At 63.3% G+C, this 26,071-nt stretch carries 23 protein-coding genes, 1 tRNA gene and 1 riboswitch; of the genes, 11 read left to right on the top strand and 13 right to left on the bottom strand.

Annotation, left to right across the window (positions count from 1 at the left end; genetic code table 11):
* Positions 1-29: 29 nt before the first annotated feature.
* The gene (locus NKI88_RS20880) at positions 30-548 is read right to left on the bottom strand and encodes a GcrA family cell cycle regulator (protein ID WP_023669627.1); all 519 of its coding nucleotides are present in this window, start codon (positions 546-548) and stop codon (positions 30-32) included.
* Between the two features lie 358 nt (positions 549-906).
* Between NKI88_RS20880 and NKI88_RS20875 the strand changes: the two genes are divergently transcribed.
* The 3 genes from NKI88_RS20875 (at position 907) to NKI88_RS20865 (ending at position 4,176) form a co-directional block, all read left to right on the top strand.
* A complete protein-coding gene (locus NKI88_RS20875; RefSeq protein ID WP_023823724.1) occupies positions 907-2,106 on the top strand; it encodes an aspartate aminotransferase family protein in 1,200 nt (399 codons plus the stop codon).
* A gap of 18 nt (positions 2,107-2,124) precedes the next feature.
* Positions 2,125-3,036 carry an ornithine carbamoyltransferase gene (gene argF / locus NKI88_RS20870; RefSeq protein WP_023669629.1) on the top strand — a complete coding sequence of 304 codons (912 nt, stop codon included), beginning with the start codon at positions 2,125-2,127 and terminating at the stop codon, positions 3,034-3,036.
* 108 nt (positions 3,037-3,144) lie between these two features.
* On the top strand, positions 3,145-4,176 hold the full coding sequence (locus NKI88_RS20865) for an Hsp33 family molecular chaperone (RefSeq protein ID WP_027049368.1): 1,032 nt from the start codon (positions 3,145-3,147) through the stop codon (positions 4,174-4,176).
* 185 nt (positions 4,177-4,361) lie between these two features.
* Here the strand turns inward: NKI88_RS20865 and apaG are convergent, their stop codons facing one another.
* The gene (gene apaG, locus NKI88_RS20860) at positions 4,362-4,754 is read right to left on the bottom strand and encodes a Co2+/Mg2+ efflux facilitator ApaG/CorD (RefSeq protein WP_023681948.1); all 393 of its coding nucleotides are present in this window, start codon (positions 4,752-4,754) and stop codon (positions 4,362-4,364) included.
* A 221-nt stretch (positions 4,755-4,975) separates the two neighbouring features.
* Here apaG and NKI88_RS20855 point away from each other — a divergent pair, with 221 nt between their 5' ends.
* Positions 4,976-6,127 carry a ceramide glucosyltransferase gene (locus tag NKI88_RS20855; RefSeq protein ID WP_352656955.1) on the top strand — a complete coding sequence of 384 codons (1,152 nt, stop codon included), beginning with the start codon at positions 4,976-4,978 and terminating at the stop codon, positions 6,125-6,127.
* An 11-nt stretch (positions 6,128-6,138) separates the two neighbouring features.
* Here the strand turns inward: NKI88_RS20855 and NKI88_RS20850 are convergent, their stop codons facing one another.
* Positions 6,139-7,329, bottom strand: a complete 1,191-nt coding sequence (locus NKI88_RS20850) for an O-succinylhomoserine sulfhydrylase (protein ID WP_352656952.1) — start codon at positions 7,327-7,329, stop codon at positions 6,139-6,141.
* A 57-nt stretch (positions 7,330-7,386) separates the two neighbouring features.
* Positions 7,387-7,464: riboswitch (SAM riboswitch) on the bottom strand.
* A 140-nt stretch (positions 7,465-7,604) separates the two neighbouring features.
* On the opposite strand from NKI88_RS20850, the gene NKI88_RS20845 reads away from it, so the two are divergent.
* Positions 7,605-8,699, top strand: coding sequence for a 2'-deoxycytidine 5'-triphosphate deaminase (locus tag NKI88_RS20845; RefSeq protein WP_023736127.1), 1,095 nt, complete (start codon positions 7,605-7,607; stop codon positions 8,697-8,699).
* A 101-nt stretch (positions 8,700-8,800) separates the two neighbouring features.
* Complete coding sequence (locus NKI88_RS20840) at positions 8,801-9,571, top strand: ABC transporter substrate-binding protein (RefSeq protein WP_023699518.1); 771 nt, start codon at positions 8,801-8,803, stop codon at positions 9,569-9,571.
* A gap of 16 nt (positions 9,572-9,587) precedes the next feature.
* Here NKI88_RS20840 and NKI88_RS20835 read toward each other — a convergent pair whose 3' ends face one another.
* From NKI88_RS20835 to chvE, 5 genes are all read right to left on the bottom strand, one after another.
* A complete protein-coding gene (locus NKI88_RS20835; RefSeq protein ID WP_352656948.1) occupies positions 9,588-9,863 on the bottom strand; it encodes a hypothetical protein in 276 nt (91 codons plus the stop codon).
* 199 nt (positions 9,864-10,062) lie between these two features.
* Positions 10,063-11,058: an AraD1 family protein gene (araD1, locus tag NKI88_RS20830; protein ID WP_023818779.1), complete on the bottom strand. Its 996-nt coding sequence runs from the start codon at positions 11,056-11,058 to the stop codon at positions 10,063-10,065.
* Between the two features lie 203 nt (positions 11,059-11,261).
* Positions 11,262-12,548, bottom strand: a complete 1,287-nt coding sequence (gene mmsB, locus NKI88_RS20825; RefSeq protein ID WP_023669637.1) for a multiple monosaccharide ABC transporter permease — start codon at positions 12,546-12,548, stop codon at positions 11,262-11,264.
* Positions 12,545-14,077 carry a multiple monosaccharide ABC transporter ATP-binding protein gene (gene mmsA / locus NKI88_RS20820; RefSeq protein WP_027049369.1) on the bottom strand — a complete coding sequence of 511 codons (1,533 nt, stop codon included), beginning with the start codon at positions 14,075-14,077 and terminating at the stop codon, positions 12,545-12,547. The genes mmsB and mmsA overlap by 4 nt, the downstream gene beginning before the upstream one ends.
* A gap of 152 nt (positions 14,078-14,229) precedes the next feature.
* Positions 14,230-15,300 (bottom strand): multiple monosaccharide ABC transporter substrate-binding protein, encoded by a 1,071-nt coding sequence (gene chvE, locus NKI88_RS20815; protein ID WP_023681943.1) that lies wholly within the window; start codon positions 15,298-15,300, stop codon positions 14,230-14,232.
* Positions 15,301-15,593: 293 nt separating this feature from the next.
* Between chvE and NKI88_RS20810 the strand changes: the two genes are divergently transcribed.
* Positions 15,594-16,601: a LysR family transcriptional regulator gene (locus tag NKI88_RS20810; RefSeq protein WP_023669640.1), complete on the top strand. Its 1,008-nt coding sequence runs from the start codon at positions 15,594-15,596 to the stop codon at positions 16,599-16,601.
* A gap of 4 nt (positions 16,602-16,605) precedes the next feature.
* Here NKI88_RS20810 and NKI88_RS20805 read toward each other — a convergent pair.
* Positions 16,606-16,679: transfer RNA gene (locus NKI88_RS20805), tRNA-Gly, on the bottom strand.
* 182 nt (positions 16,680-16,861) lie between these two features.
* Between NKI88_RS20805 and NKI88_RS20800 the strand changes: the two genes are divergently transcribed.
* Positions 16,862-17,125 (top strand): DUF6460 domain-containing protein, encoded by a 264-nt coding sequence (locus NKI88_RS20800; RefSeq protein WP_023696688.1) that lies wholly within the window; start codon positions 16,862-16,864, stop codon positions 17,123-17,125.
* 67 nt (positions 17,126-17,192) lie between these two features.
* Here NKI88_RS20800 and NKI88_RS20795 read toward each other — a convergent pair whose 3' ends face one another.
* Positions 17,193-18,095: a histone deacetylase family protein gene (locus NKI88_RS20795; protein WP_352656944.1), complete on the bottom strand. Its 903-nt coding sequence runs from the start codon at positions 18,093-18,095 to the stop codon at positions 17,193-17,195.
* A 217-nt stretch (positions 18,096-18,312) separates the two neighbouring features.
* On the opposite strand from NKI88_RS20795, the gene NKI88_RS20790 reads away from it, so the two are divergent.
* Positions 18,313-19,650 carry an MATE family efflux transporter gene (locus NKI88_RS20790; protein WP_352656982.1) on the top strand — a complete coding sequence of 446 codons (1,338 nt, stop codon included), beginning with the start codon at positions 18,313-18,315 and terminating at the stop codon, positions 19,648-19,650.
* Here the strand turns inward: NKI88_RS20790 and NKI88_RS20785 are convergent.
* Both NKI88_RS20785 and NKI88_RS20780 read right to left on the bottom strand, forming a co-directional pair.
* Positions 19,647-20,717, bottom strand: coding sequence for a quinone-dependent dihydroorotate dehydrogenase (locus NKI88_RS20785; RefSeq protein ID WP_352656941.1), 1,071 nt, complete (start codon positions 20,715-20,717; stop codon positions 19,647-19,649). The two genes, NKI88_RS20790 and NKI88_RS20785, sit on opposite strands and share 4 nt — an antisense overlap.
* The gene (locus tag NKI88_RS20780; RefSeq protein WP_023669645.1) at positions 20,714-21,064 is read right to left on the bottom strand and encodes a DUF952 domain-containing protein; all 351 of its coding nucleotides are present in this window, start codon (positions 21,062-21,064) and stop codon (positions 20,714-20,716) included. The genes NKI88_RS20785 and NKI88_RS20780 overlap by 4 nt, the downstream gene beginning before the upstream one ends.
* Before the next feature lie 105 nt (positions 21,065-21,169).
* On the opposite strand from NKI88_RS20780, the gene NKI88_RS20775 reads away from it, so the two are divergent.
* On the top strand, positions 21,170-21,598 hold the full coding sequence (locus tag NKI88_RS20775; RefSeq protein ID WP_023726826.1) for a hypothetical protein: 429 nt from the start codon (positions 21,170-21,172) through the stop codon (positions 21,596-21,598).
* Positions 21,599-21,715: 117 nt separating this feature from the next.
* Complete coding sequence (locus tag NKI88_RS20770; RefSeq protein ID WP_023688678.1) at positions 21,716-22,375, top strand: response regulator transcription factor; 660 nt, start codon at positions 21,716-21,718, stop codon at positions 22,373-22,375.
* A gap of 66 nt (positions 22,376-22,441) precedes the next feature.
* Here NKI88_RS20770 and NKI88_RS20765 read toward each other — a convergent pair whose 3' ends face one another.
* On the bottom strand, positions 22,442-25,945 hold the full coding sequence (locus NKI88_RS20765) for a PAS domain-containing hybrid sensor histidine kinase/response regulator (RefSeq protein ID WP_352656937.1): 3,504 nt from the start codon (positions 25,943-25,945) through the stop codon (positions 22,442-22,444).
* Positions 25,946-26,071: the final 126 nt, after the last annotated feature.

Genomic DNA, 26,071 nt, shown 5'->3' with positions numbered 1-26,071 from the left:
ACTGCCCAGTCCCCAATCCCTATTCCTAACTACCGGCTCCTGCGCCGCTCTGAAGCCGGCTGGAACGCCACCCTTGCGTGGTACTTGCAGTAAGGTCCGGTTTCAGCCGCCTCGTTGCCGCAGAAGTTGAAGTCTTCCGACAGCGGGTCGCCATTCGGCCATTTGCAGGTGCGCTCGGTGAGATCGGTGAGCTGCAGATGCCGCGAGATCGGCACGACGACGTTTTCGACCGGGCGGATGTAGTGGCGCGCCACTGGCTCGGCGTCGAACTGCGCCTGCAGCGCGTTCGCCCCGATCGACGTCGTGACATGGCGCTGCGTGGTTGCGGCGCGAGGCACCGATTTCTGGATCGAAGATCCCTGCGTTGTCTTCTTCTGACGCGCCGGCGTCGCGGTCGAGCGTCCGCGGCCCGACAGCTTCAGCCGGTGCACCTTGCCGATGACCGCGTTGCGGCTGACCCCGCCGAGTTGTGCGGCGATCTGGCTTGCGCTCAAGCCCTCCGACCACAGTTTCCTGAGAAGTTCGACCCGCTCGTCAGTCCAGTTCATGAGACCGCGCTCCTGCTAAGTGTGCGGCAGCCGGAATCCATTCCCGACCCGGCAATCTTTGCCGGGGCAGACACCACATATATTAGGTGATTAGGTCCGCCGCACGAAATCTAGTTATTTCCGGACTACAATTACCTCATGTGTTGACTCGGTGACAAGAGTCCCAGGTGCAACACGAATCGGTTTTTTAGGTTTTCCCCAACTTGCCCGGTCGCTTATGAGCCGGCGTCTCGTCGGGAGCTTGCCGCGCGCCTCTGCGCGACGTTTTCGTTGACTTCATGGCCGAAAAACACGATAAGCCGCAAAGGCCGCCGCTTTGGCGGCTTTTTTGATTTTTCCGGTACCGGAGACGCATATAATGAGCGGTTCGGCGCTTTACGAGACCTTTGCCCGCGCCCCTTTGGCCTTCGACCATGGCGAAGGCACCTGGCTGGTTACCGACAAGGGCGAGCGATATCTCGATTTCGCTGGCGGCATCGCGGTCAATTCGTTGGGCCACAGCCATCCGCATCTGGTCTCGGCGCTGACCGAACAGGCGGCCAAGCTCTGGCACGTCTCCAATCTCTACGAGATCCCGGGGCAGGCCCGGCTCGGCGAGCGGCTGGCTGACGCCACCTTCGCCGACAAGGTGTTCTTCACCAATTCCGGCGCCGAGGCGCTCGAATGCGCGATCAAGACGGCGCGGCGCTACCAGTTCGTCAAGGGCCATCCCGAGCGCTTCCGGGTCATTACCTTCGAAGGCGCCTTCCACGGCCGCACGCTGGCGACCATCGCCGCCGGCGGCCAGTACAAATATCTCGAAGGGTTCGGCCCCAAGGTCGAAGGCTTCGACCAGGTCGGCTTCGACGACATCGACGCCGCCGAGAAGGCGATCACACCAGAGACCGCCGCGATCCTGATCGAACCGGTACAGGGCGAGGGCGGCATCCGCCCGGTGCCGACGCAATCCTTGAAGCGGCTGCGGCAGCTCTGCGACCAGCATGGCCTGCTGCTGATCTTCGATGAGGTCCAGTGCGGTATCGGTCGCACCGGAAAGCTGTTCGCGCATGAATGGACCGGCGTGACGCCAGACATCATGGCGATTGCCAAGGGCATTGGCGGCGGCTTTCCGATGGGCGCGTGCCTCGCCACCGACGACGCTGTCGTCGGCATGACGGCAGGCGTGCATGGCACCACTTTCGGCGGCAATCCGCTGGCCATGGCGGTCGGCAACGCTGTGCTCGACGTCGTGCTGGAAGACGGCTTCCTCGAAGACGTCCAGCGCAAGGCATTGCTGATGAAGCAGGGCCTGGCGGCGGTCGCCGACGAATTTCCCGATGTCATCGAAGGCATCAGGGGCAGCGGCCTGATGCTTGGCCTGAAATGCGCCATGCCAAACACCAAGGTCAACATGGCGCTGCGCGACCAGCATCTGCTGGCGGTGCCGGCCGGCGACAACGTCATTCGTCTGCTGCCGCCGCTGACCGTCACCGACGCCGAGATCGGCGAAGCGCTCGATCGCATCCGCGCCGCTGCCAAGGGCCTGACCGACGCCATCGCCGCGGCCGCCGCGAAGTAATCCCGAGAACCATTCCCGATGAGCCTTCGCCATTTCACCGATCTTTCCGCCGTTTCCGAAGGCGATCTGCGCCTGATGCTGGACGATGCGGTGGTGCGCAAGGCGCGCCTCAAGGCCGGCGAACGGACCAAACCGCTCGAAGGCAAGGTGCTGGCCATGATCTTCGACAAGCCGTCGACGCGCACGCGCGTGTCCTTCGACGTCGGCATGCGACAGCTCGGCGGCGAGACCATCATGCTGACCGGGACCGAAATGCAGCTCGGCCGCTCCGAGACCATCGCCGACACCGCCAAGGTGCTGTCGCGCTATGTCGACGCCATCATGATCCGCACCACGTCGCATGAGCGGCTGCTCGAGCTGACCGAGAATGCCACGATTCCGGTCATCAACGGGCTGACCGACGACACTCATCCCTGTCAGCTGATGGCCGACATCATGACCTTCGAAGAGCATCGCGGTCCGGTTGCCGGCAAGACCATCGCCTGGACCGGCGACGGCAACAACGTGCTGCATTCGCTGCTCGAAGCTTCGGCGCGGTTCCGCTTCAACCTCAATGTCGCCGTGCCGGAAGGCAGCGAGCCGGCGCAAAAGCATATCGACTGGTCGAAGAGCAATGGCGGCAAGCTGCACTTCACCCGCTCGCCCGAGGAAGCCGTCGACCAAGCCGACTGCATCGTCACCGACTGCTGGGTGTCGATGGGCCAGGAACACCGCGCCCGCGGCCACAATGTCTTCTCGCCCTATCAGGTCAATGCGGCGCTGATGGCGAGGGCCAAGCCCGACGCCCTGTTCATGCACTGCCTGCCGGCGCATCGCGGCGAGGAAGTCACCGACGAGGTCATCGACGGTCCGCATTCGGTGGTCTTCGACGAAGCCGAGAACCGGCTCCACGCCCAGAAGGCGGTTTTGGCCTGGTGTCTGGGCGCTTGATCTCCAGGCGCTTGCTCTCAAAACGCTTGATCCGGGGCGGCGCGATGCCTATTTGCGCCCCATCACGCAAATCAAGCGCGTTTGGACGCATGCACCCCTCCGGGCCGCATGGCCGCGCCCTGGAGCTTTGTCATGTTGGAAACGCATCAAGTGACTGAACATCACCCCAAACTCGGCGAGTTCGGCTATGCCGGCGACGATCATGTCGTGCCCTTCGAGGTAGGCCCGCTCGACGTGCGCGGCCGCACCGTGCAGCTCGGGCCGATGCTCGACGCCATCCTCAACCGTCATGACTATCCCGAGCCGGTCGCCCGCCTGCTGGCGGAAGCCTGTGTGCTGACGGTGCTGCTCGGCACTTCGCTCAAATTTGAAGGCAAGTTCATCCTGCAGACCCGCACCGACGGGCCTGTCGACATGCTGGTCGCGGATTTCTCCACGCCCTCGGCATTGCGCGCCTATGCGCGCTTCGATGCCGACCGGCTGGAGGCCCTGGTGGCCGCAGGCCAGACCTCGCAGCAGACGCTGCTGGGCAGCGGCGTTTTGGCGCTGACCATCGACCAAGGCGCGCACACGCAGCGCTATCAGGGCATCGTCCAGCTCGACGGCGAGACGCTGGAAGACGCCGCGCGCACCTATTTCCGCCAGTCGGAGCAGATCCCGACCGACCTCCGGCTGTCGGTGGCCAAGCTGCTGACGCCCGGCCCCGGCGGTGCGCGCGAGCAGTGGCGCGCCGGCGGTATCCTGGCGCAGTTCCTGCCGCAGTCACCCGAGCGCATGCGCGTGCCCGACATTTCGGGCGGCGACGGCGATCCGCGTGACGTGACGCAGGAGCCGGCCGACAATTCGTGGCGCGAGCTGGTGGCGCTGCTCGGCACCATCGAGCCGACCGAGCTGATCGACCCGACCATCGGCGCCGAGCGGCTGCTCTACAGGCTGTTCCACGAACATGGCGTGCGCGTCTTCGGCGGCGTGCCGGTCGCCGACCAATGTTCCTGCTCAAGGGACAAGATACGCGGCATCCTCGAGGGGTTTTCCGCGCAGGAGATCAAGGACAGCACCGAAGATGGCGGCATCCACGTCGCCTGCGAGTTCTGCTCGAAGCAGTACGACTTCGACCCGGCGGAGTTTGCAGCTCAGTAGCATCTCTTCCTTCTCCCCGTTCACGGGGAGAAGGTGCCCGAAGGGCGGATGAGGGGCAGCGCGAACTTTGGTGAATGGCCGCGCATAGCCTACGTCATGTGCGTGGAAGATAACCTCATGAGTCCGGCGGCGCCCCTCATTGCACTGCCGGGCATTTCTCCCCGTATAGAGATGGGGAGAAAACCCTAATTCACCGTCCGCCGCGTCCCCGGCAGATCCAGCGAAAACGCGGGAATAGCGACGTCGAACGTCTCGCCCTTTTTGTTGCGCATGGTGTAGTGGCCGACCATGAAGCCGGAGGGCGTCGAGAGCGGGCAGCCTGACGTGTATTGATAGCTGTCGCCGGGATTGAGCTCAGGCTGGTCGCCGACCACGCCGGCGCCGCGCACTTCCTCGATCCGGCCGCTGCCGTCGGTGATGTGCCAGTAACGCGACATAAGCTGCACGAAATCGTCGGACTGGTTGTCGATCGTCACCTGGTAGCCCCAGACATAACGGTTCTCCGCCGGGTCCGAGCGGTCCTCCAGGTAGAACGGTCTGACCTGCACTTCGATGTTGCGCGTGACGGCGCGATACATGGGCTGCTCCGGTTGCGCGGCAAGGAACATTTTTCGCGCTATGCGGTTTGATACGCGCAGAGCGGCATGTCCTGCCAGCCTCAAAGCGGAGGTGCCGACAAACAATGTCATTTAAGTGACACATGACAGTGTTGGTGTGCGCAAACCTTGCCGGCGACTCAAGGCCCATCTGTCGACTGACAAAGCAGCCGCGAGCGGCCTTTCCGGAGTGACCAGATCTCATGGAACTAGCTCTCACAGCCGCCTTCGCTTCCTCCGCTTTGCTTCTTTCCAATCTCGCCAGCATCCTGCTTGCTTCGTCGAAACTGCAAGCGCGTCGCCTTATCCCTCCGCCGTCCGACGAGCAGCCACCGGTCTCGATCGTCGTGCCGTCGCGCGGCGTGGAGCCGTTCACACAAGAGACGCTGCAGCGAGCCTTCTCGCTCGACTGGCCGCGCTACGAACTGATCTTCTGCGTCGCTCACGCCGACGATCCCGTCGTCAAACTGATAAACAGGGCGATCGTCCTGTTTCCCAACGTGCCGGCCCGGCTGCTGATCGGCGACGACCGCGTCAGCAGCAACCCGAAGCTCAACAACTGCGTCAAGGGCTGGGAAGCGGCGCGCAATCATTGGGTTATTCTGGCGGATTCCAACGTGCTGATGCCTAGGGATTACGTCCAGCACCTGATGGCGGCCTGGCGGACCAATACCGGGCTTATCTGCTCGACGCCGATCGGCTCGCGGCCGGAAGGCTTCTGGGCCGAGGTCGAATGCGCGTTCCTCAACACGCTGCAGGCGCGCTGGCAATATGCCGGCGAGGCGCTTGGCCTCGGCTTTGCCCAGGGCAAGAGCATGCTGTGGAACAAGCCGATGCTCGATACCAATGGCGGTATCCGCGCGCTGGCCGCCGAGATCGCCGAGGATGCTGCTGCAACCAAGCTGGTCAACGGACTGGGCCTGCGCGTCAATCTCGTTGCCTCGCCTTTCGAGCAACCACTGGGGCAGCGCCGACTTGCCGACATCTGGTCGCGTCAGGCGCGCTGGGCGCGGTTGCGCCGCGTCACTTTCCCGCTGTTTTTCGCACCCGAGATCCTGACCGGCGTCGCCGTGCCGTTGGCGTTGGCGCTGGTGGCGGCAGCAAGTGCCGGCATCAGCCTGCCGGCCACGGTGTTGGCCGTGCTGACGGCGGCCTACATTCCCGAATGCGCGCTGGCCGCGGCCAAGGGCTGGCATCTGTCGCTGCGCATGATCCCGGCGATGATGGTCCGCGACATGATGCTTCCCGCCATCTGGGCGCGCGGCTGGCTGAGCGGCGCCGTCGATTGGCGCGGCAACACCATGATCATCGGCACCAAGGCAGCCGAGCTGGAAGAGGCTTCGTCGGGAGCGTGACGCCTCGCGGCCTACCCGGCTGCCTTCAGCGCCTGCGCAACGTCCTCCAGCAGATCGTCCGTATCCTCAAGACCGACCGACAGCCTGAGCGTTCCCGGCCCGATGCCAAGCTCGGCGCGAGCTTCGTCGCTGAGGTTCTTGTGCGTGGTGGTCCCCGGATGGGTGATCAGGCTCTTGGCGTCGCCGAGATTGTTGGAGATCAGCACGATGTCGAGCGCGTTCTGCAAGGCGAAGGCCGCCTGCTTGCCGCCCTTCACGTCGAGGCAGATCAGCGTCGATCCGCCCGTCATCTGCTTCTTGACGATGTCGGCCTGCGGGTGGTCGGCGCGGCCGGGATAGATGACGCGGGCGATTTCCGGCCGTCCTGCCAGGAAATCCGCGATCTTGGCCGCGCTTTCCGTCTGCTGGCGCACCCGAACCGGCAGCGTCTCCAGGCCCTTGAGCAGCGTCCAGGCGTTGAACGGCGACAGGCTCGGGCCGGTGTGGCGGAAATAGTCGTGCAAATTCTCGTCGATCCATTTCTTGTCCGACAGGATGATGCCGCCAAGACAGCGTCCCTGGCCGTCAATGTGCTTGGTCGCGGAGTAGACGACGATATGGGCGCCGAGCTGCAAGGGCTTCTGCTGCAAGGGCGTGGCAAAGACATTGTCGACGATCAGCCTGGCGCCGATCGAGGTGGCGAGCGCCGCCACCGCTGCGATGTCGACCACTTCCAGCGTCGGATTGGTCGGGCTTTCCAGGAAGAACAGTTTCGTGTTCGGCCGCACCGCCTTTTCCCAGTTGACGATGTCGGTGCCGTCGACCAGCGTTGCCTCGATGCCGTATTTCGGCGCCAGCGTCTCGACCACCCAGCGGCAGGAGCCGAACAGCGCGCGCGCCGCAACGATATGGTCGCCGGCCTTGGCGCTGCACAGCAGCGCTGCCGTCACCGCAGCCATGCCCGACGCCGTGGCGCGGGCATCTTCGGCACCCTCCAGCGCGCACATGCGCTTTTCGAACATGTCGACGGTAGGGTTGGCATAGCGCGAATAGATGAAGCCCGGCTCCTCGCCCTTGAAACGGGCTTCCGCGGCCTGCGCCGTTTCATAGACATAGCCCTGGGTGAGATACATCGCTTCCGACGTCTCGCCGAACTGGGAACGCAGTGTTCCCCCGTGCACGAGTGCGGTCTGAGGCTTCCAGTTACGCTTCTTGGTGCTCATCGCTTTTGTTCCAGACACAAAAAAACCGGCCGCGAAAGTCGCAACCGGTCCATATGGCCTTGCGGCCCGACGGTCCTTTAGCGACTTGTTTAACGTGGCTGCAAGCCGACCGGCCAAATCACCACGGGATAACGACCCTTTAGACCTCACCTGCGCTTGCGTCAATTGCCGGCTTCATTAAGAGGTTTGTACCAGGCAGGTTCCGCAATAATATCCAGCGGTTTTGCGGCAAGAACCTGCCACAAAGAGACCGACCTTGGAGCGGAGCCAGCCTTTTGCGGCAGACAGGCATTCTTCCCGATCAGGACATTTCCGCGCTGTTTCAGTCCGGCGCGCTGAAGTCGCCGCGCGCGCTCGATGTCGACCAGGTGCAGCCGGCGAGCCTCGATCTCAGGCTCGGCGAGAAGGCTTTTCGCGTGCGCGCCTCCTTCCTGCCGGGTCCCGATCATCTGGTGGCCGACAAGCTTCACCGGCTGAAATTGCACGAATTCAGTCTCGCCGGGGGCGCGGTGCTGGAAACCGGCTGCGTCTACATCGTGCCGCTGCTCGAAAGCCTGGCGCTGCCCGCAAACGTGTCGGCCTCGGCCAACCCGAAGAGCTCGACCGGCCGGCTCGACATCTTCACCCGGGTGATGACCGATCGCGGCCATGAGTTCGACAAGATCGCCCCCGGCTATCACGGGCCGCTTTATCTCGAAGTCAGTCCACGCACCTTCCCGATCGTCGTACGCGCCGGATCGAGGCTGTCGCAGATCCGCTTTCGCACCGGCAACGCGCTGTTGTCGGAGGCAGAGCTGAACGAATTGCACCGCGCCGAGATGCTGGTGGCGACCGAACCGCCCAACATCTCCGGCGGCGGCATTGCGCTGTCGATCGATCTCGACGGCGACCAGAACGGCCTGGTAGGCTACCGCGGCAAGCATCACACCGGCCTGGTCGATGTCGACAAGCGCGCCGCCCAGGATGCCGTCGATTTCTGGGAGCCGCTCTACAAGAGCGGCGCCGGCGAACTGGTGCTCGACCCGGACGAGTTCTACATCCTGGTCAGCCGGGAAGCCGTGCACGTGCCGCCGCTCTACGCCGCCGAGATGACGCCCTTCGATCCGCTGGTTGGCGAATTCCGTGTTCACTATGCCGGCTTCTTCGATCCGGGCTTCGGCCATTCGGCCTCAGGCGGCACCGGCAGCCGGGCGGTGCTCGAAGTGCGCAGCCACGAAGTGCCGTTCATCCTCGACCACGGCCAGATCGTCGGCCGGCTGGTCTACGAACACATGCTGAAGCGGCCGCAGGCGCTTTACGGCACCGATCTCGGCTCGAACTACCAGGCGCAAGGCCTCAAGCTCTCCAAGCATTTCCGCCCCGCCGGCTGAACCTTCGATCACCGTCAGGCAAAATACTTGCCTGCGCTGCCTCACCATGCTTGGCTGCCTTTCGGTGGCCGGCAAGAGAACGGCGCGCAAGGGGAACCAAAATGCAGATTTCAAGATGGATCATATCGGCAGCGAGCGCTGCCATGCTGGTGATATCGGCCGGCTCGCTGGCTGAGGCGCAGGAGAAATTGAAGATCGGCACCGAGGGCGCTTATCCGCCCTTCAACACCATCACCGCGGACGGCAAGATCGAGGGCTTCGACATCGACATTGCCAATGCGCTGTGTGCGCAGATGAAGGTCGAGTGCGAGATCGTCACCCAGGACTGGGACGGCATCATCCCGGCGCTGCAGGCGAAAAAGTTCGACGCCATCATCGCCTCGATGAGCATCACCGAGGAGCGCAAGAAACAGGTCGCCTTCACCAACAAATACTACACGACGCCGCTGGCGCTGGTGGCGCCCAAGGACAGCGACCTCACTTCCACCGAACCGGCAGCCCTTGCCGGCAAGACGGTGGGCGCGCAGGCCTCGACCACCCAGGCCGACTATGCGCAGGACGCCTATGGCAAGGCCGGCGCCGAGGCGAAACTCTACCCCACCCAGGAAGAGGCGATCACCGACTTGCAGAACGGCCGTCTCGACGCCGTCATCTCCGACAAATTCGTGCTGATGGACTGGCTGAAGAAGGCGAGCGACGGCTGCTGCAAGCTTGTCGGTGACGTCAAGGGCACCGAGACGCAAGCCGGCATCGCTGTCCGCCTGGAGGACACGGCACTTCGCGACAAGCTCAACGCGGCGATAGACGCCATCGTCGCCGACGGCACTTACAAGAAGATCCAGGCCAAGTATTTCGATTTCGATATCTATTGAGTCCCGTCCGCCGGCGTCAGCCGCGAAAGAGATACGATTTCGCGGCGCCAAGGCAGGCATGAAAATGGCCGATAAACAGCAGTTCGCCTGCGGCCAAACGTTTCCTGCCCCAAAAGCCTTCGGTCAGCTTGACCTCGTCGAGCGAAGCGTTTGAGCCGCGCTTCAACGGGAACAACTGCTTGTCGAGGCAACCGAGGACATGGGCCTTGGCGGAGTCGATGCCGCAGACCTTGCCATTGTTGTTCAGCCTGTCGCTGCGAAGCGCTGATGTCATGTGATCCGTGTTGCGCATCAGAAAGCTCACCTGGGCTTTCGAATAGCCGGTTGCTAGAAGACGGCTCGTCATCGCCAAACGGGCTTCACGATAGGACTTCGGGCTGCACTGGCCGGCGCTAAAGGCCACCGACGGTTGGGTCAGGAACAGCCACGCCCGTGAACACAATGACAAGCCGCATTCCGTTCATTTCCGGCTCCCAAATTGTGATGCTGCCTTAAAGCGCCTTCACCGCCACCTTAACCGGCTGCTCAATCTCCAGCGGGTTGCGCAGCGGCAGGCCGAAATCCGCGGCCTCGATCTCGAAAACGTCGCCGGCCTGAGTCTTGATGCCGTCGGCAAAGGACAGCGTCGCCGTGCCGAACATGTGCACATGCACGTCGCCCGGCTGGCGGAAGGCCGAATATTTGAAGTGATGATGTTCGAGATTGGCGATTGTGTGCGACATGTTCGCTTCGCCCGACAGGAACGGCTTTTCCCACAGCAAATTGCTGTCGCGATAGATTCGCGATGAGCCCCTGACGTCGGCCGGCAGGTCGCCGATCAGGATTTCCGGCCCGAACGAGGCGTTGCGCAGTTTGGAATGTGCCAGGAACAGATAGTTCACCCGCTCGGTAACATGATCGGAAAACTCGTTCGACAGCGTGAAGCCGACGCGGAACGGCGCGCCGTCGTCGCCGATGACATAGATGCCGGCGATTTCCGGCTCCTCGCCGGCGTCCTGCGCAAAGGCCGGCGACATCAGTGCGGCGCCCGGCGCCACCGCCATGGTGCCGTTGCCCTTGTAGAACCATTCCGGCTGCACGCCGGTCTGGCCCTTGGCCGGCTTGCCGCCTTCGAGCCCCATGCGGAACATCTTCATGGAATCGGTAAGCTGCTCCTCGCCGCCATCGCTGAGCTTCTTGTGCATGGAATCGCGCGTCGCCGCCGAGCCGAGATGGGTCAGGCCGGTGCCGGTCAGATGCAGATGCGCAGGATCGGGATGGTTGATCGGCGACTCCAGCCGGCCCTTCTTGTAGATGGCGTCGAGGTCTATCGCTTCACCGAACCCCTTGCGTTCGATCAGCGCGGCGAGGCCCGTTCCGGTGCGCGCGGCTTCCATGGCCAGCGAATAGACGCTGCGGGCGCCGTTGATGATCCTGGTCTTGCCGCCGCCATTGCGGGCGACGACGCGGATGGTCTCGGCGTCGTCGAGGATCTGGGAGATCAGCATGATTAAATCCTCTCTCATGTGCTTGGCCTTGGATGCCTCTTGGCAAACCTTGACCTGCGCGGCTCGGACCACGCCGCGCCACGGGTTGAACTCTTCGTCCGGATTGCGCTCGCGAGCTCCATCCTTCAGGGGGACTTCTTATGCCGACAACTTGCCGGCTGCGCCGCGATCGTATGCCTCCTGCTTGCCTCGCCTGAAGCTTGTCAGGCCTTGTTCTTGTTGTAGACGTCGAAGATCACGGCGCCGAGCAGCACCAGGCCTTTGACCACCTGCTGCCAGTCGACATTGACGCCCATGATCGACATGCCGTTGTTCATCACGCCCATGATGAAGCCGCCGACGACCGCCCCGATAACCTGGCCGACGCCGCCCATCGCCGAGGCGCCGCCGATGAACACTGCGGCGATGACATCGAGCTCCGAGCCGAGACCCGCCGCCGGCACCGCCTGGCCGAGACGAGCCGCGATGATCAGGCCGCCAAGCGCCGACAGCACGCCCATATTGATGAACACCATCAGCGTCAGCCGCTCGGTGTTGATGCCCGACAGCTGCGCCGCCTTGGGATTGCCGCCCATGGCGTAGATGCGCCTCCCGATGGTCATGCGCTTGGTGACGAAGACGAATAGCGTGATCAGCACGCCCATGACCAGCAGCACCACGGGCAGGCCGCGGTAGCTGGCAAACTCATAGACCAGGAACAGCGCCAGCGCGCTGGCGACCAGCGTCTTGACGACGAACAGGGTGAAGGGCTCGGCCTCATAACCATGGCGTTCTCGTTTGCGCCGGGTGCGGACCCCGAAATAGGCATAGGCGAGCACGGCGATCAGCCCCAGCACGACCGTCGTCATGTGCAGGGTCACGCCGCTGCCCATGATGGTCTTGCCGGCCGCGTTCACGACCGGCGGGACGAGCGTCAGTGGGCCGATCACATCCGGGATGAAGCCGGAGCTGAGCATCTTGAAGTCGTCGGGAAGCGGACCCACCGACGAGCCGCCGCCAAGCAAGGCCTGGCAAATGCCGCGGAAGATCAGCATGCCGGCCAGCGTGACGATGAAGCTCGGTATCCGGTGATAGGCGATCCAATACCCTTGCGCGGCGCCGATCAGGCCACCCGCGACCAGGCAGACGATCGAAACCACCAGCGGATTGCTCAGCGGTCCGAGTTGCCAGATGACCATCATGTTTGCCGCCAGCGCGCCGATGAAACCGGCGACCGATCCGACGCTGAGGTCGATATAGCCCGATACGATCACCAGCAGCATTCCCAGCGCCATCACGATGATGAAGGAGTTCTGCTGCACCAGATTGCTGAGGTTGACCGGCTTGAACAACGTCCCCGACGTGGTGAACTGGAAGAACAGCATGATGACGATCAGCGCTATGATCAGCCCGTATTCGCGCAAATTCGTCGCCAGCGCCGAGACGGCGATGCGCGGGCGCTGTTCGTCGGCGACGTTGCCCTGCGGGGCGGGGGCGCTTTCGGTGCTCATGCTGCTTTTCCTTCTCCCCGGACGATAGCGCGCATTATCTTTTCCTGGCTTGCTTCCGCCGCCGGCATTTCGCCCACCATGCGCCCTTCGTTCATGACGTAGATGCGGTCGGTAATCCCTAGCAATTCCGGCATTTCCGACGAGATGACCACGATCGCCTTACCCTCCGAGGCAAGGCGCGCGATGATCGTGTAGATTTCATACTTGGCGCCGACATCGATGCCGCGTGTCGGCTCGTCGAGGATCAGCACGTCAGGATCGGCAAACAGCCATTTCGACAGCACCACCTTCTGCTGGTTGCCGCCGGAAAGATTGCCGGTCATCTGATAGACGCTTGACGCACGGATATTGGTCTTCTTGCGATAGTCGTTGGCGACCGCAAGTTCGCGCATGTCGTCGATCACGCTGTGGCGCGACACGCCGTCGAGATTGGCCAGCGTAATGTTATGCTTGATATGATCGATGAGGTTCAGGCCGTAGGTCTTGCGGTCCTCGGTGACATAGGCGATGCCGTGTTGGACCGCCTTGCTTACCGAGGAGACATCGACCGGCTTGCCCTTGAGCAGCACTTCGCCGGTGATGCGGCGGCCATAGGAGCGGCCGAACAGGCTCATGGCGAATTCGGTGCGGCCGGCGCCCATCAGCCCGGCGATGCCGACCACCTCGCCCTTGCGCACATTGATGTCGATGCCCTTGATCACCTGCCGCTCGGCATGGAGCGGGTGATAGACCGACCAGTTTTTCACCTCGAACACGACTTCGCCGATCTTGGGCTCGCGCGGCGGATAGCGGTCGTCGAGCGAACGGCCGACCATCGAGGTGATGATGCGGTCTTCGGAGATATCCTTCTTGGCCAGTGTCTCGATGGTGCGCCCGTCACGGATGACGGTTACCTTGTCGGCGACCCGGTTGATCTCGTTGAGCTTGTGCGAGATCAGGATCGAGGTCATGCCTTGTCGCTTGAATTCGAGCAGAAGATCGAGCAGCGCCTGGCTGTCTTTCTCGCTGAGCGACGCGGTCGGCTCGTCGAGGATCAAAAGCTTGACGTCCTTGCTCAGCGCCTTGGCGATCTCGACCAGCTGCTGCTTGCCGACGCCGATATTGGTGATCAGTGTCTTGGGGTCCTCCTTGAGGCCCACCTTCTTCAACAGGGCAGCGGTGCGCGCCTCGTTGGCATCCCAGTCGATGACGCCGTATCGGGCGTTTTCGTTGCCGAGGAAGATATTCTCGGTGATCGACAGCATCGGCACCAGCGCTAGCTCCTGGTGGATGATGACGATGCCCTTGTGTTCGCTGTCATGGATACCTTTGAACTGGCATTCCTGACCCTGAAAAATGATCTGGCCGTCATATGTGCCGGCGGGATAGACGCCCGACAGAACCTTCATTAGCGTCGACTTGCCGGCGCCGTTCTCGCCAACCACGGCGTGGATCTCGCCTTCCTCGACGCTGAGGTTGACGTTCGACAGCGCCTTCACGCCGGGGAACGTCTTGGTGATGTCGCGCATCTCCAAAATCGTGGTCATCAGGGCAAGCTCCTCCTGTTGCATGTCGCTCAAAAGTGCTTGCGGTTTGAGACAACGACATGCACGGAAATAAAGTCCGGTAGAAACAATACCGGGGTCGCTTGTGAACGGAAAGGGGTCCTGCGTCGCGCAGGACCCCTGTCTTTATAAACGGATTACTTCAGTTCGTCGGCCTTGATGTAGCCGGAGTCGACGACCAGTGCCTGGTAGTTCGACTTGTCGACCTCATGCGGCGTCAAAAGGATCGAGGGAACGACCTTGACGTCGTTATTGTAGGTCTTCTCGTCGAGGCCGTCCGGCTTGCCGCCCGAGAGCACCTTGTCGACGAGTTCGACGGTGGCCTTGGCCAGTTCGCGGGTGTCCTTGAACACGGTCGAGTATTGCTCGCCCGTGATGATCAGCTTGACCGAAGCGGTCTCGGCGTCCTGGCCGGTCACGATCGGCCACGGCTGGGCGTCGGTACCGTAACCGACGGCGCGCAGCGAAGCGGTGATGCCGCGCGACAGGCCGTCATAGGGCGAAAGAACGCCATCGACGCGGCTGCCGTCCGAGTAGTTGGCCGACAGAAGGTTGTCCATGCGCGCCTGGGCGGTCGCGGCGAGCCAGCGCAGCGTGCCGACCTTGTCCATGCCGGTCTGACCGGACTTGATCTTGATCGAGCCGTCATCGATCAGCGGCTGCAGCACCGAGATTGCGCCGTTGTAGAAGAAGAAGGCGTTGTTGTCGTCCGGCGAGCCGCCGAACAGTTCGACGTTCCACGGCTTGGTGTTCGGGAAGCGCTCCTTGAGACCCTTGACCAGCGAGTTCGCCTGGATCACGCCGACGCCGAAATTGTCGAAGGTGGTGTAGTAATCGACATTGGCGGTCTTCTTGATCAGGCGGTCATAGGCGACGACGACGACGCCGGCGTCGGCGGCCTTCTGCAGCGCGTCCGAAAGGGTGGTGCCGTCGATCGAAGCGATGATCAGCGCCTTCGGGCCCTTGGTGATTTCGTTTTCCAGCTGGCTGAGCTGGTTGGGGATGTCGTCCTGCGCGTACTGCAGGTCGACCGTGTAGCCGAGAGCTTCGAGCTGGGACTTGACGGCATCGCCGTCATTGATCCAGCGCTGCGAGGTCTTGGTCGGCATCAGCACGCCGACAAGACCCTTGTCGGCTGCGTGCGCCGAGTAGGTCATGGCAGCGATGCCAAGGGCCGCGACGGCGGCCAGTGTCTTGATGATTTTCACGTAAAACTCTCCCTGGTTGATGGACGCGACACCTCGGGGCTTCGCGGGCCGCGCAGTCGGGCGGATGCGCCAAAGCGCCGCCGCCGTCATAATCGATCTCCGGTATCCTCCCAATCGGCCCTCAGTCTTGATTTAAATCGATACGATTTTGCTCGTCATCGACCGTCAAGTCTGAGGACGCGCGAAAGTGTGACCCTTTGCCATAACTGTCAAATGCGATCTTCGGTGGTTGCTATACCAAAACCGGTATATGACTAGACCGGGCTGGAACAGTGGCGGAAGCGGGAAAAGGCATGGCGGCTTTACGAGGTCCTCAGGGAATTTCAAGCGGTTACGATGAATTGCCGGGCGATGGCGAGACACTTCTGCGTAGCGGCTTGAGCCTGCGTCACATGCGCATGATCGCAGCACTCGACGATCACGGTCGGGTGAGTGCTGCCGCCCAGGTGATGAACATCTCGCAGCCGGCGGCCTCGCGCATGATTTCCGAGATGGAAGCGGTGCTCGAGGTGAAGCTCTGCGAAAGGCTGCCGCGCGGCATCACGCTCACCCCTTACGGCAAGGCGCTGGCCCGGCGCGCGCGCTCGATCCTGCTCGAAATGCGCGAGGCCGACCGCGAAATATCGGAGCTCAAGGCCGGCAAGGGCGGCTCGGTGTTCCTTGGCGCGGTGACGGCGCCGGCGATCGAACTGGCGGTCCCGGCGATCCGCGAGATACGCCGCCTCTATCCGCGCATCGAGATTACCATGCAGGTCGAGACGTCGAATGTGCTGGCGCGCGAACTGATCGCCACGCGCCATGATTTCATCATCGCCCGTGTTCCCGAAGACCTCAATCCGCGGCTGTTCGAATCCCGTGTCATCGGCGTCGAGAAGGCCTGCCTGATCGTGCGTCGCGGCCACCCGCTGAGCAATGGCCATCCTCTTAACAATGGGAGGGCGGTGCGGCTGGAGGACACCGCCGCCTTCGACTGGGTGTTCCAGTCGGGCGGGTCGCCGCTGCGCCAGGCGATGGAGAGCAATTTCCTGAACCGCAACATCGCCCTGCCGGACCGCATCCTCAACACCTCGTCGCTGCTGCTCACACTGGTCATGGTGGCGCAGTCCGACGCCATCGCCCCGGTGTCGATCCAGGTGGCAAAATTCATCCAGAACCCCGACGGTCTCGCCGGCGCCATCGATGTCGTCCAGACCGAGTTTGACATCGAGGTCCGCCCCTACAGCCTGATCACTGTGAAGAACCGCGTCCTGTCGCCGGCAGCCAAGATGCTGCACGATTTTATCTTGCGGGAAGTGGGATAGGAACTGGAGCGGGTAGAGGGAATCGAACCCTCGCGTTCAGCTTGGGAAGCTGACAAGCTACCATTACATCATACCCGCATTTGCCTCTCGATATCATGACGGGCGTGCTTCGGGCAATCGCCCTTGGACAGCTCTTCGGAAACGGCTGTTGGAAACCCCGACCGATTGCACCAGTCCGCCTGCCTTGATGCGGGCGCAGCAAGTGCGTATTCGTGGGTTTGTACCCCGAATCCGGGCACACCAATCTGGAGGCAGGCCCCTTGTCCACAGTGACGCGCTTTCTCGGTGACTCGCCCGTCAGGGTGATCGTCAAGCTGCTGGTCGTGTCGTTCCTGGTCGGCCTGGTCATGAATGCGTTCGGCTGGACGCCGATGGACGTCTTCTACCGCATCCAGGGTTTCTTCATCGATCTTTGGAACCTCGGCTTCAACGCGGTCTATCGCTTCTTGGGCTATATCCTGCTCGGCGCCGCGATCGTCGTGCCGGTGTTCATCCTGCTCAGGCTCGCGAACTACCGGAAGTGAAGCGGACCACGATCCCGAAAAGTGGAAACCGGTTTTCGGAAAAGATTGTGCTCAAACCAAAGGCCACTCAGGCAAAGTCCGACGCCACCTCGAACAGGATGGCGTGGCGCGCCGCGAGCGCTGCGACATCGGTTGAATAGCCGCCGCCGATGACACCGCAGACCGGGATGCCCAGCGCGCGGAAATGACCGATCACCATGGCGTCGCGGGCACGCACGCCGTCATCGCTGAGCGATAGCCGGCCGAGCCGGTCCTCGGCATGCACGTCGACACCGGCATTGTAGAAGACGATGTCCCAGTGCGCCTTGGCCGAGAGCTTCGGCAGGAGGACACCCAGCCGTTCGAGATAGGCGCCATCGCCGGTGCCGTCCGGCAGGGCAACGTCGAGATCGGAGGCAATCTTGCGCACCGGATAATTGCGCTCGCCATGCATGGAAAAGGTGAACGCGCGTGGCTCGTCTTTCAGGATGTCCGCGGTGCCGTCGCCCTGATGCACATCGAGATCGACGATCAGGATGTTTTTCACCGCGTCTTCGGCTAGCAGCACCAGCGAAGCGACGGCAACATCGTTGAAGGTGCAGAAGCCCGCGCCTTGCGCGCGCCGCGCATGGTGGCTGCCGCCGGCGCTGTTGCAGGCAATGCCATTGATAAGCGCCAGTCGCGCCGCCAGCACCGTGCCGCCGGCGGCGAGTTGCGCCCTGAGCGAAACGCGCAGTCCCACGGGAAAGCCGATCTCGCGCTCGATCTTTTCAGGCACTGAACACGTGATGACCTGGTCGACATAATCAGCCGCATGGGCGAGCTTCAGCCAGGAGGCCGGCGCCGGCTCGGGCATCCACAGCGTCCCGGCATGGATCAGGCCCCTGATATGCAAGGCCTGCATCAGCAGCGGATATTTGCTCATCGGAAAGCGATGATTGACGGCGAAGCCGGCATCGTAGTCGGGATGATGGACGATCTGCAGGGGCATGGCTAAAGCAATTCCAGGAAAAGTGTGCAGCGGTTTTCCCGGGAGAAGCGCGTAGCGCTTCCCTTTGGGAATTGCTTAAAACCAGTACTGGGATCCGGCGGGCTCGCGCCAGAAGAACATTTCGGTTGGCCGTCACGGCAAGAGTGATTGCGCGGTGGCGGGAAAATGGGGCACATCGGCTGTTCGATCAAGCCGCAACCAGCAAGGCAGCAATCCCCTGGACACGGGTGCAACCCCAGCCGACGCGAGACCCTTCGCCGTCACCAACCGTTCGGTGCTCGCCATCGCCGTGCCGATGACGCTCGCCTATCTGACGACGCCGCTGCTCGGCATCGTCGACACGGCGGTGGTCGGGCAGTTCGGCGATGCCGCCCTGCTCGGCGGCCTGGCGGCCGGGGCCCTGGTCTTCGACGTCGTCTTCAGCACCTTCAATTTCCTGCGCTCCGGCACCACCGGCCTCGTCGCCCAGGCGTTTGGGCGCGGCGACGAAACCGAGGAGCAGGCGGTGTTCTGGCGCGCCGTGCTGATCGCGGTCGCCGCCGGCATCGTGCTTGTCGGCCTTGCGCCGCTGATCGCCATCGCCGGCCAGAAATTCATCGGCGGCGAAGCGCGCGTCGGCGAGGCGATGGGCGTCTATATCCACATCAGAATGCTCGCCGCCCCCTTCACGCTGATCAACTACGCCATCCTCGGCTATGTCCTTGGACGCGGCGAGGGCGGGCTTGGGCTGATGCTGCAGGCGGTGCTCAACGGCATCAACATCGTGCTTTGCATCCTGCTCGGCCTGAAGCTTGGCTGGGGCGTCGCCGGCGTGGCCTGGGCGACCGTCACCGGCGAATGTCTGGCCATGCTGCTGGGTCTCGCCATCGTTGTCTGGCGGTTCCGGGCCGCACCCCGCCTGCCGCGGCATCGCCTGCTCGACATGCCCGCTTTCCTGCGCATGCTGTCGCTCAACCGCGATATCATGATCCGCTCGTTCTCGCTGCTCGCCGCTTTCGCGCTGTTCACCCGCCAGGGCGCGCAGTTCGGCACGCTGACGCTGGCCGCCAATGCCGTGCTGATGAACTTCTTTCTCGTCGCCGGCTATTTCCTCGACGGTTTTGCCACAGCCGCCGAGCAGTTGGCGGGACGCGCGATCGGCGCACGCGCCGAGACGGCGTTCCGCCGGGCGGTGCGTCTGACCTTGTTCTGGGGGTTCGGCCTCGCCGGAACCGCGACGCTGATCTTCTGGCTCGGCGGCGCCGGCCTGATTTCTTTGATCACCACGTCGCAGGACGTTCGTGCTGCTGCCGACATCTACCTGCCGTGGGCGGCACTGACACCGTTGAGCGGCGTGCTGGCCTTCCAGATGGACGGCGTCTTCATCGGCGCCACGTGGTCGCGCGACATGCGCAACATGATGCTGGTGTCGTTCCTGGCCTTCAGCGCCGCATTGTTCAGCTTGGCGCCGTCTCTCGGCAATCACGGCCTGTGGGCGGCGCTGCACGTTTTCCTGCTGGTGCGCGGCTTCAGCCTGCTGGCCATCCTGCGGCTCCGGTTGCGCACGGCGTTTTAGAGCGGCCTGGCAGCCCACTGATCGAGCCGGCTGTCGCGCAGTTCGCGCAATGATTTCAGCCGCTCCTTGTCGGCAAATCGCACCATCCCGGCAAGGATGCGCCCCGGCAGCGCCGGCCCGGCATAGATCATGCCGGTGTAGAGCTGGACGAGATCGGCGCCGGCGCGGATTTTCTCCAGCGCGTTCTCGGCCGAATCGACGCCGCCGACGCCGATAATGGCGCGCTCCGGCCCGAGCAATTTGCGCATCTTGGCCAGCACGATGGTCGAACGCTCGAACAGCGGTTTGCCGGAGAGCCCGCCGGTCTCGCTGGTGGCGCTACGCAATCCGGTTCGCGCCAGCGTCGTGTTGGAGACGATGACGCCGTCAATCTGCTTCTCGCTGACTTCGGCGGCGATGTCTTCAAGCTCGGCCTCGACCAGATCGGGCGCGATCTTGAGGAAGAGGGGCGGCTGCGCCGAAGCTGCTGCACGCACCGACATGACCCGAGACAACAGTTCGCCGAGCTGTTCGCGCGCCTGCATGGTGCGCAGGCCGGGCGTGTTGGGCGACGAGATGTTGACGGTGAGATAGCTGGCGTATTTCGCAAAACGGGAAACGCCCAACTCATAGTCACGGACACGATCGACGCTGTCCTTGTTGGCGCCGATGTTGACGCCGACAATGCCGCCGCGTCCCTGGCGCGCGGCAAGGCGTTTTTCCGCCGCCTCGTGGCCCTCATTGTTGAAGCCCAGGCGGTTGATCACCGCATCATCCTCAGTCAGCCGGAAAATGCGCGGCTTCGGATTGCCGGCCTGCGGCAGCGGCGTCACGGTGCCGACTTCGGCAAAGCCGAAGCCGAGGCCAAGCAGCGCGTCGGGCACCTCGGCGTTCTTGTCGTAGCCTGCGGCCATGCCGAGCGGATTGGGGAAGGCGATGCCACAGAGGCTGAGCTTCAACCTGTCGTCGCGCACCGTCCGCGCGCCGACCGGCAGACCGCATCGCAGCGCCGCGATCGACATGCCATGCGCCGTTTCCGGATCGAAGGTGAACAGCAGTTTCTGGCCGATGCGATCGAACACGATCATTCGGCCTCCAGCGCCGGGAATTGATGGGCGCCGTCGGCCCCGAGCGGCAGTGGCCGCACCCACAGCACGGCGCTCATATCGAGCACGCCATAGAGATGCGGGAACAGCGCGCCGCCCCGTGAGACCTCGTATTTCAGCGCGTCACCGAGCAGCGCCCCGTCGATGGCGATCAGCAGCAAATCCATCTGGCCGGCGAAATGCTTCGCCGCCGTCTCCCTGACCTGATCAGCGGTGGAGAAATGGATGAAGCCGTCGGCGATATCGATCGGAGCGCCGGTGAAACGGCCGTTTTTCTCGGCCTCGCGCCAAAGCGCTTCGGGCGCGATCTTGTAGATAATCTGAGACATGGTTGCGCTATAATCCGAACCGATCATGCGGGGAAGGGCAACTCGTCCGCATTTACGGCGCAAAGCTGTGATAGGTTGCGCATACTGGCTCGTGGAGGATGGAACATGCGTCTGCAGCACATACTGATCCCCGCCGCACTGGTCTCGCTGGTTGCGGCATCGGCCTGGTCCGAAGAGACCGACCGCTACCGGCTGGAAAAATCGGCCAACGGCTATGTCCGCATGGACACCCGGACCGGCGCCATGTCGATCTGCGAGGAGCGCTCCGGCCAGCTCGTCTGCAAGATGGCGGCCGACGAACGCGCCGCCTTCCAGGACGAGGTCGAGCGTTTGCAGGCCTCGATGAAGGCCATGGACGAACGCGTCGCCAGGTTGGAGAATTCGCTGTCGGCCCGTCTCGAGTCGAAATTGCCGAGCGAAGAGGATTTCGACAAGACGATGAGCTATATGGAGCGCATGCTGCGTGGCTTCATGGGCATCGTCAAGGAGATGGACAAGGATGACGGCGCCAATCTCAATTCGAAAAAGACCTGAACTGCCCGGCGGGGAAATGCCCCGTCCGGCCATTGCCGCTTGAAACAAAGCGCTTCGCCGCATAATCGTCCGGTCCCGTAAAAGCCGATAATCAATAAGGGATTTGGGGAGGAACATTTGCCGTCGGGCTACACCTTCGTCATTGCCGACGACCATCCGCTGTTCCGCGGCGCCTTGAAAGAGGCGCTTGCCGGCGTCGGCGATGTCGCCGCCATTCACGAGGCCGGCGATTTCGAAAGCGCCAAGGCGCTGGTCGTGGCCCATGAGGATGTCGACCTCGTGCTGCTCGATCTGTCGATGCCGGGCGCCAGCGGCCTGTCCGGCTTGATCGCGCTGCGCGGCATCCACCCGGCGGTGCCCCTTGTGGTGGTGTCGGCGCATGACGACCCGGTGACCATCCGGCGTGCGCTCGATCTCGGCGCATCCGGCTTCATCTCCAAATCGGCCAGCATGGAGGAAATCCGCAGCGCTGTGCAATCGGTGCTGGCAGGCGATATCGCCGCGCCCGTCGGCATCGACCTCGGCGTCGAGCGCGACCCCGAAATATCCGACCTGATCAAGCGGCTGCAGGCGCTGACGCCGCAGCAGACGCGTGTCCTCGGCATGCTGGCCGAAGGCCTGCTCAACAAGCAGATCGCCTACGAGCTCAGCGTCTCCGAAGCGACTGTAAAGGCGCATGTCTCGGCCATCCTGCAGAAACTCGGCGTCGACAGCCGCACCCAGGCGGTGATCCAGCTGTCCAAGATCGGCAGCGATCCGCTGCAGCCGGCGGGCTAAAGCTATTCCAGGGAAAGTGCGTAGCGCTTTCCCTTGGGAATTGCGTAAAACAAAAAGATAGAAACTCTACTCGGCCGCGGACGCCAGCGGCCTGACCCTTGCCATCATCGAACGCAGCACCGCCGGCTTCAGCGGCTTGTTGATCACCGGCACGTCGAGCGCGGCGGCAGCGGCACGGACCTCAGTGGAGCGGTCGGCGGTGACCAGCACGGCCGGCAGGTCGGAACCATGGATGTCACGCAGGCGGGCGATGATGTCGAGGCCGCTTCTGCCATCGAGATGATAGTCGGCAAGCACGATGTCGGGACGATCGGCCTTGGCGAAATCCTCCGAACCCGAAAACGTGCCGATGCTGCAGCCCCAGCCCTCGAGCAGAAGCCGCATGCCGTCGAGGATGCGGGCGTCGTTGTCGATGCACATGACGCGCAGGCCGGCCAGCGAATTCGCGGTGCGGGCAGGCGCCTTCGGCTCGACCTCGCGCCGCGGCGCCTCAACCGCCGCAACCGGCAGGATAACGGAAAAGCGCGTACCCTTGCCCGCGTTGGAAAAGATCTGGATCTCGAGCCGCAGCACCCGCGCGATGCGGTCGACGATGGACAGGCCAAGGCCGAGACCTTCGGCCTCGCGCACGCCTTCGTCCAGCCGGGTGAACTCGTTGAAGACCGTGTTCAGCTTGTCGCCGGCAATGCCGATACCAGTGTCGATCACCTGGATCTCGGCGAGTTCGCCGCGCCGTCGCACGCCGACCAGGATGCGGCCATGGGGGGTGTATTTGATGGCGTTGGAGACCAGGTTCTGGATCAACCGGCGCAGCAAGTTGCGGTCCGTCATCACGCCGAGCGACGAGGCCATGATCTTCAGATCGAGTTTCTTTTCGGCGGCGAGCGGCTGGAAGTCGTTGCCGATCTGGCGCAGCAGCCCGTCCAGGCGGAAGGCGCTGTCGTCTGGTTTCATCGCGCCGGCGTCGAGGCGGGAAATGTCGAGCACGGCGCCCAGGATCGTCTCGACCGACTCGAGCGAGGATTCGATGTTGATAGCAGCCTCCCCGGCCGGGCCCTTGCCGGCCTTTTCGATCAGCGACGAGCAGTAGAGACGGGCGGCGTTCAGCGGCTGCAGGATGTCGTGGCCGGCGGCGGCGAGGAAGCGCGTCTTGCCCAGATTGGCCTCCTCGGCCAGCATCTGCGCCTGCGCCAACTCCTCATTGACCCGGGTCAACTCCTCGTTGACCCTAGTCAGTTCGATGGTCCGCGTCTTGACCCGCTGCTCCAGCGATTCATTGGCCCGCTTCAGCGCCAAATCCTGTTCGACGCGTCCTGATATGTCGGCATAGGTGGCAACGATGCCACCGTCCGGCATCGGGTTGGAACGCAGTTCGAGGATTCGGCCACTGGTCGTCAACTCCATCTGCCATGGGCTGACGAAGCTGGTCAGCCGGTTGAGCATCGCCACGCGCTGGTCGGCCGGGATATCGCCGCGCTCGGCGAGGTGGCGCAGGATGCGGTCGAGCGAGACGCCGACCTGGCCCATCTCGTCGGGCAGGTCGAACAGCGCGCGATATTGTCTGTTCCAGCAGATCAGGCGGAAATCGCGGTCGAATACGGTGATGCCCTGCTCCATCTGGTCGAGCGCGATCTGCAGCAGGTCGCGATTGTGCTGCAGCGCTTCGGTGGCGTCGTCGAGCAGGCGAAAGGCGTCCTTGGACTCGCGGTCGTTGCGGCGAAACAGCAGCGACAGGATCAGCCGCGCCGAAGACGAGCCGACCGCGCTCGCCAGCAGCTGCTCGGAAAAGCGGATGACATCCATGCTGGCCTGCTCATTGCCGTGCAGCGAGACGCCAGTGCTCTTTTCGAAGGACTGGAAGGAGCGCTCGGTGCGCTCGACGCCGAGATAGCGCGAGATGGTGTCTTTCAGCACATTGACGGTGATGGCGGTGCGGAAGCGGCGCAGGCTGGGCATCGGGCCGGATTCGCGCGGCACGAAGATCGACGCCTGGATCCGCTCCAGCGGTACTGACGCGCGCGACAGCGAGCCGAGCACGAAGAACAGCGTGTTGACCGACAGGCTCCAGAGCACGCCGTGGTTCAACGGTTCGGCGACGGTGCCGAACAGAGCCTGCGGCCGCAGCGCCTCGAAACCGAACAACCCCTGCACGACGATGTCCGCGTCGGCTGCCGAGAGCGACGGCAAAAGCAGCGTATAGCCCCAGACGAGGATGCCGGCGACCATGCCAAGGGCCGCGCCGCGGCCATTGGCGCCGCGCCAGATCAGCCCGCCGATCAGCGCCGGCGCGAATTGGGCGATTGCCGCGAACGACATCAGGCCGATCGACGACAGCCGCGCCGAGTTGGTGCTTTCGCGGTAGTAGAGGAAGGCGATGAACAACAGGATGAAGATGGCGCCGCGCCGCACGTTGAGGATCAGCGTCGACCAATCCTCATTCTCAGAGGTCGTGGTCTTGAGCAGGCGGCGCACGAACAGCGGGATGACGAGGTCGTTGGAGATCATGATCGACAGCGCCACGCTTTCGACGATCACCATGGCGGTCGCCGCCGACAGCCCACCGATGAAGGCGGCCATGGCGAGGAAGTCATGGCCGCCGAACAAGGGCAGCGCCAGCACATAGAGGTCACTGGTGGTTTTGGCGCCGACCAGCGCCAGGCCGGCGAAGGCGATCGGCAGCACGAACAGGTTTATCGCCACGAGATAGAGCGGAAACACCCAGGTCGCGGTGCGCAGTTCGGCCTCGCCGCGGTTCTCGACGATGGTGACGTAGAACTGGCGCGGCAGCATGATGATGGCAAAGCCGCTCAGGCAAGTCAGCACCAGCCAGGTGGCGAGCGAGGTGTTGTAGCCCATGGCTTGCCGCACCTGGCTGTTTTCGGCCAGCTTGTCGATCATGTCGCCCGGGCCACCGAAGATCAGGAAGGTGACCATCAGGCCGATCGCCAGGAAGGCGGCGAGCTTGACCACGGTTTCGACCGCCACCGCCAGCACCAGCCCGTCCTGGTGCTCGGTGGCGTCGGCATGGCGGGTGCCGAACAGCACCGCAAACAGCGCCAAGAGCATGGCCACCACCAGCGAGATGTCGCTGACGAAGGGATCGAAGGAGGGCGGCGATCCCGTATAATGCTCGACCATCAGGCCGACCGAACCGGAGATCGCCTTCAATTGCAGTGCGATATAGGGCACCGCGCCGATGGTGGCGATCAGCGTGGCGATCGCCGAGACGGCAAAGCTCTTGCCGTAGCGCGCGCCGAGGAAGTCGGCGATCGAGGTGATCTTCTCGCTCTTGGCCAGCCGCACGATGCGATTGAGCAGCGGAAAGCCGAACACGAACACCAGCACCGGCCCGGTGTAGATGCCCAAAAATTCGAGGCCGCGCTCGGAGGACAGGCCGACCGAGCCGAAAAAGGTCCAGGAGGTGCAGTAGATGGCGAGGCTGAGTGCATAGATGAAGGGCCGGGCGTGGCCGGGTCCCGACGCCGTCGACCGCCGGTCGCCAAGGCTAGCGATGGCGAACAGCAGCGTCACATAGGCGACGGCAATGATGACGATGAACCAGCCCTGCACGGCCCGAAAATCCTCCTCGGCCAGCTTTCACCCCGGCCTGCCCAGAGGCAATCACAGCTCTAAGGTCAAGTCCATCGCGGCTTTCGGCGCATGGCCGCGACGCCGCCCTGTCGAACCGTGACCTAA

Origin of the sequence: Mesorhizobium sp. M0317 (assembly GCF_040321555.1) — a bacterium.
GTDB lineage: Bacteria > Pseudomonadota > Alphaproteobacteria > Rhizobiales > Rhizobiaceae > Mesorhizobium.
The sequence above is the reverse complement of the archived record's forward strand: the minus strand, read 5'-3'. Positions and strand labels throughout refer to the sequence as shown.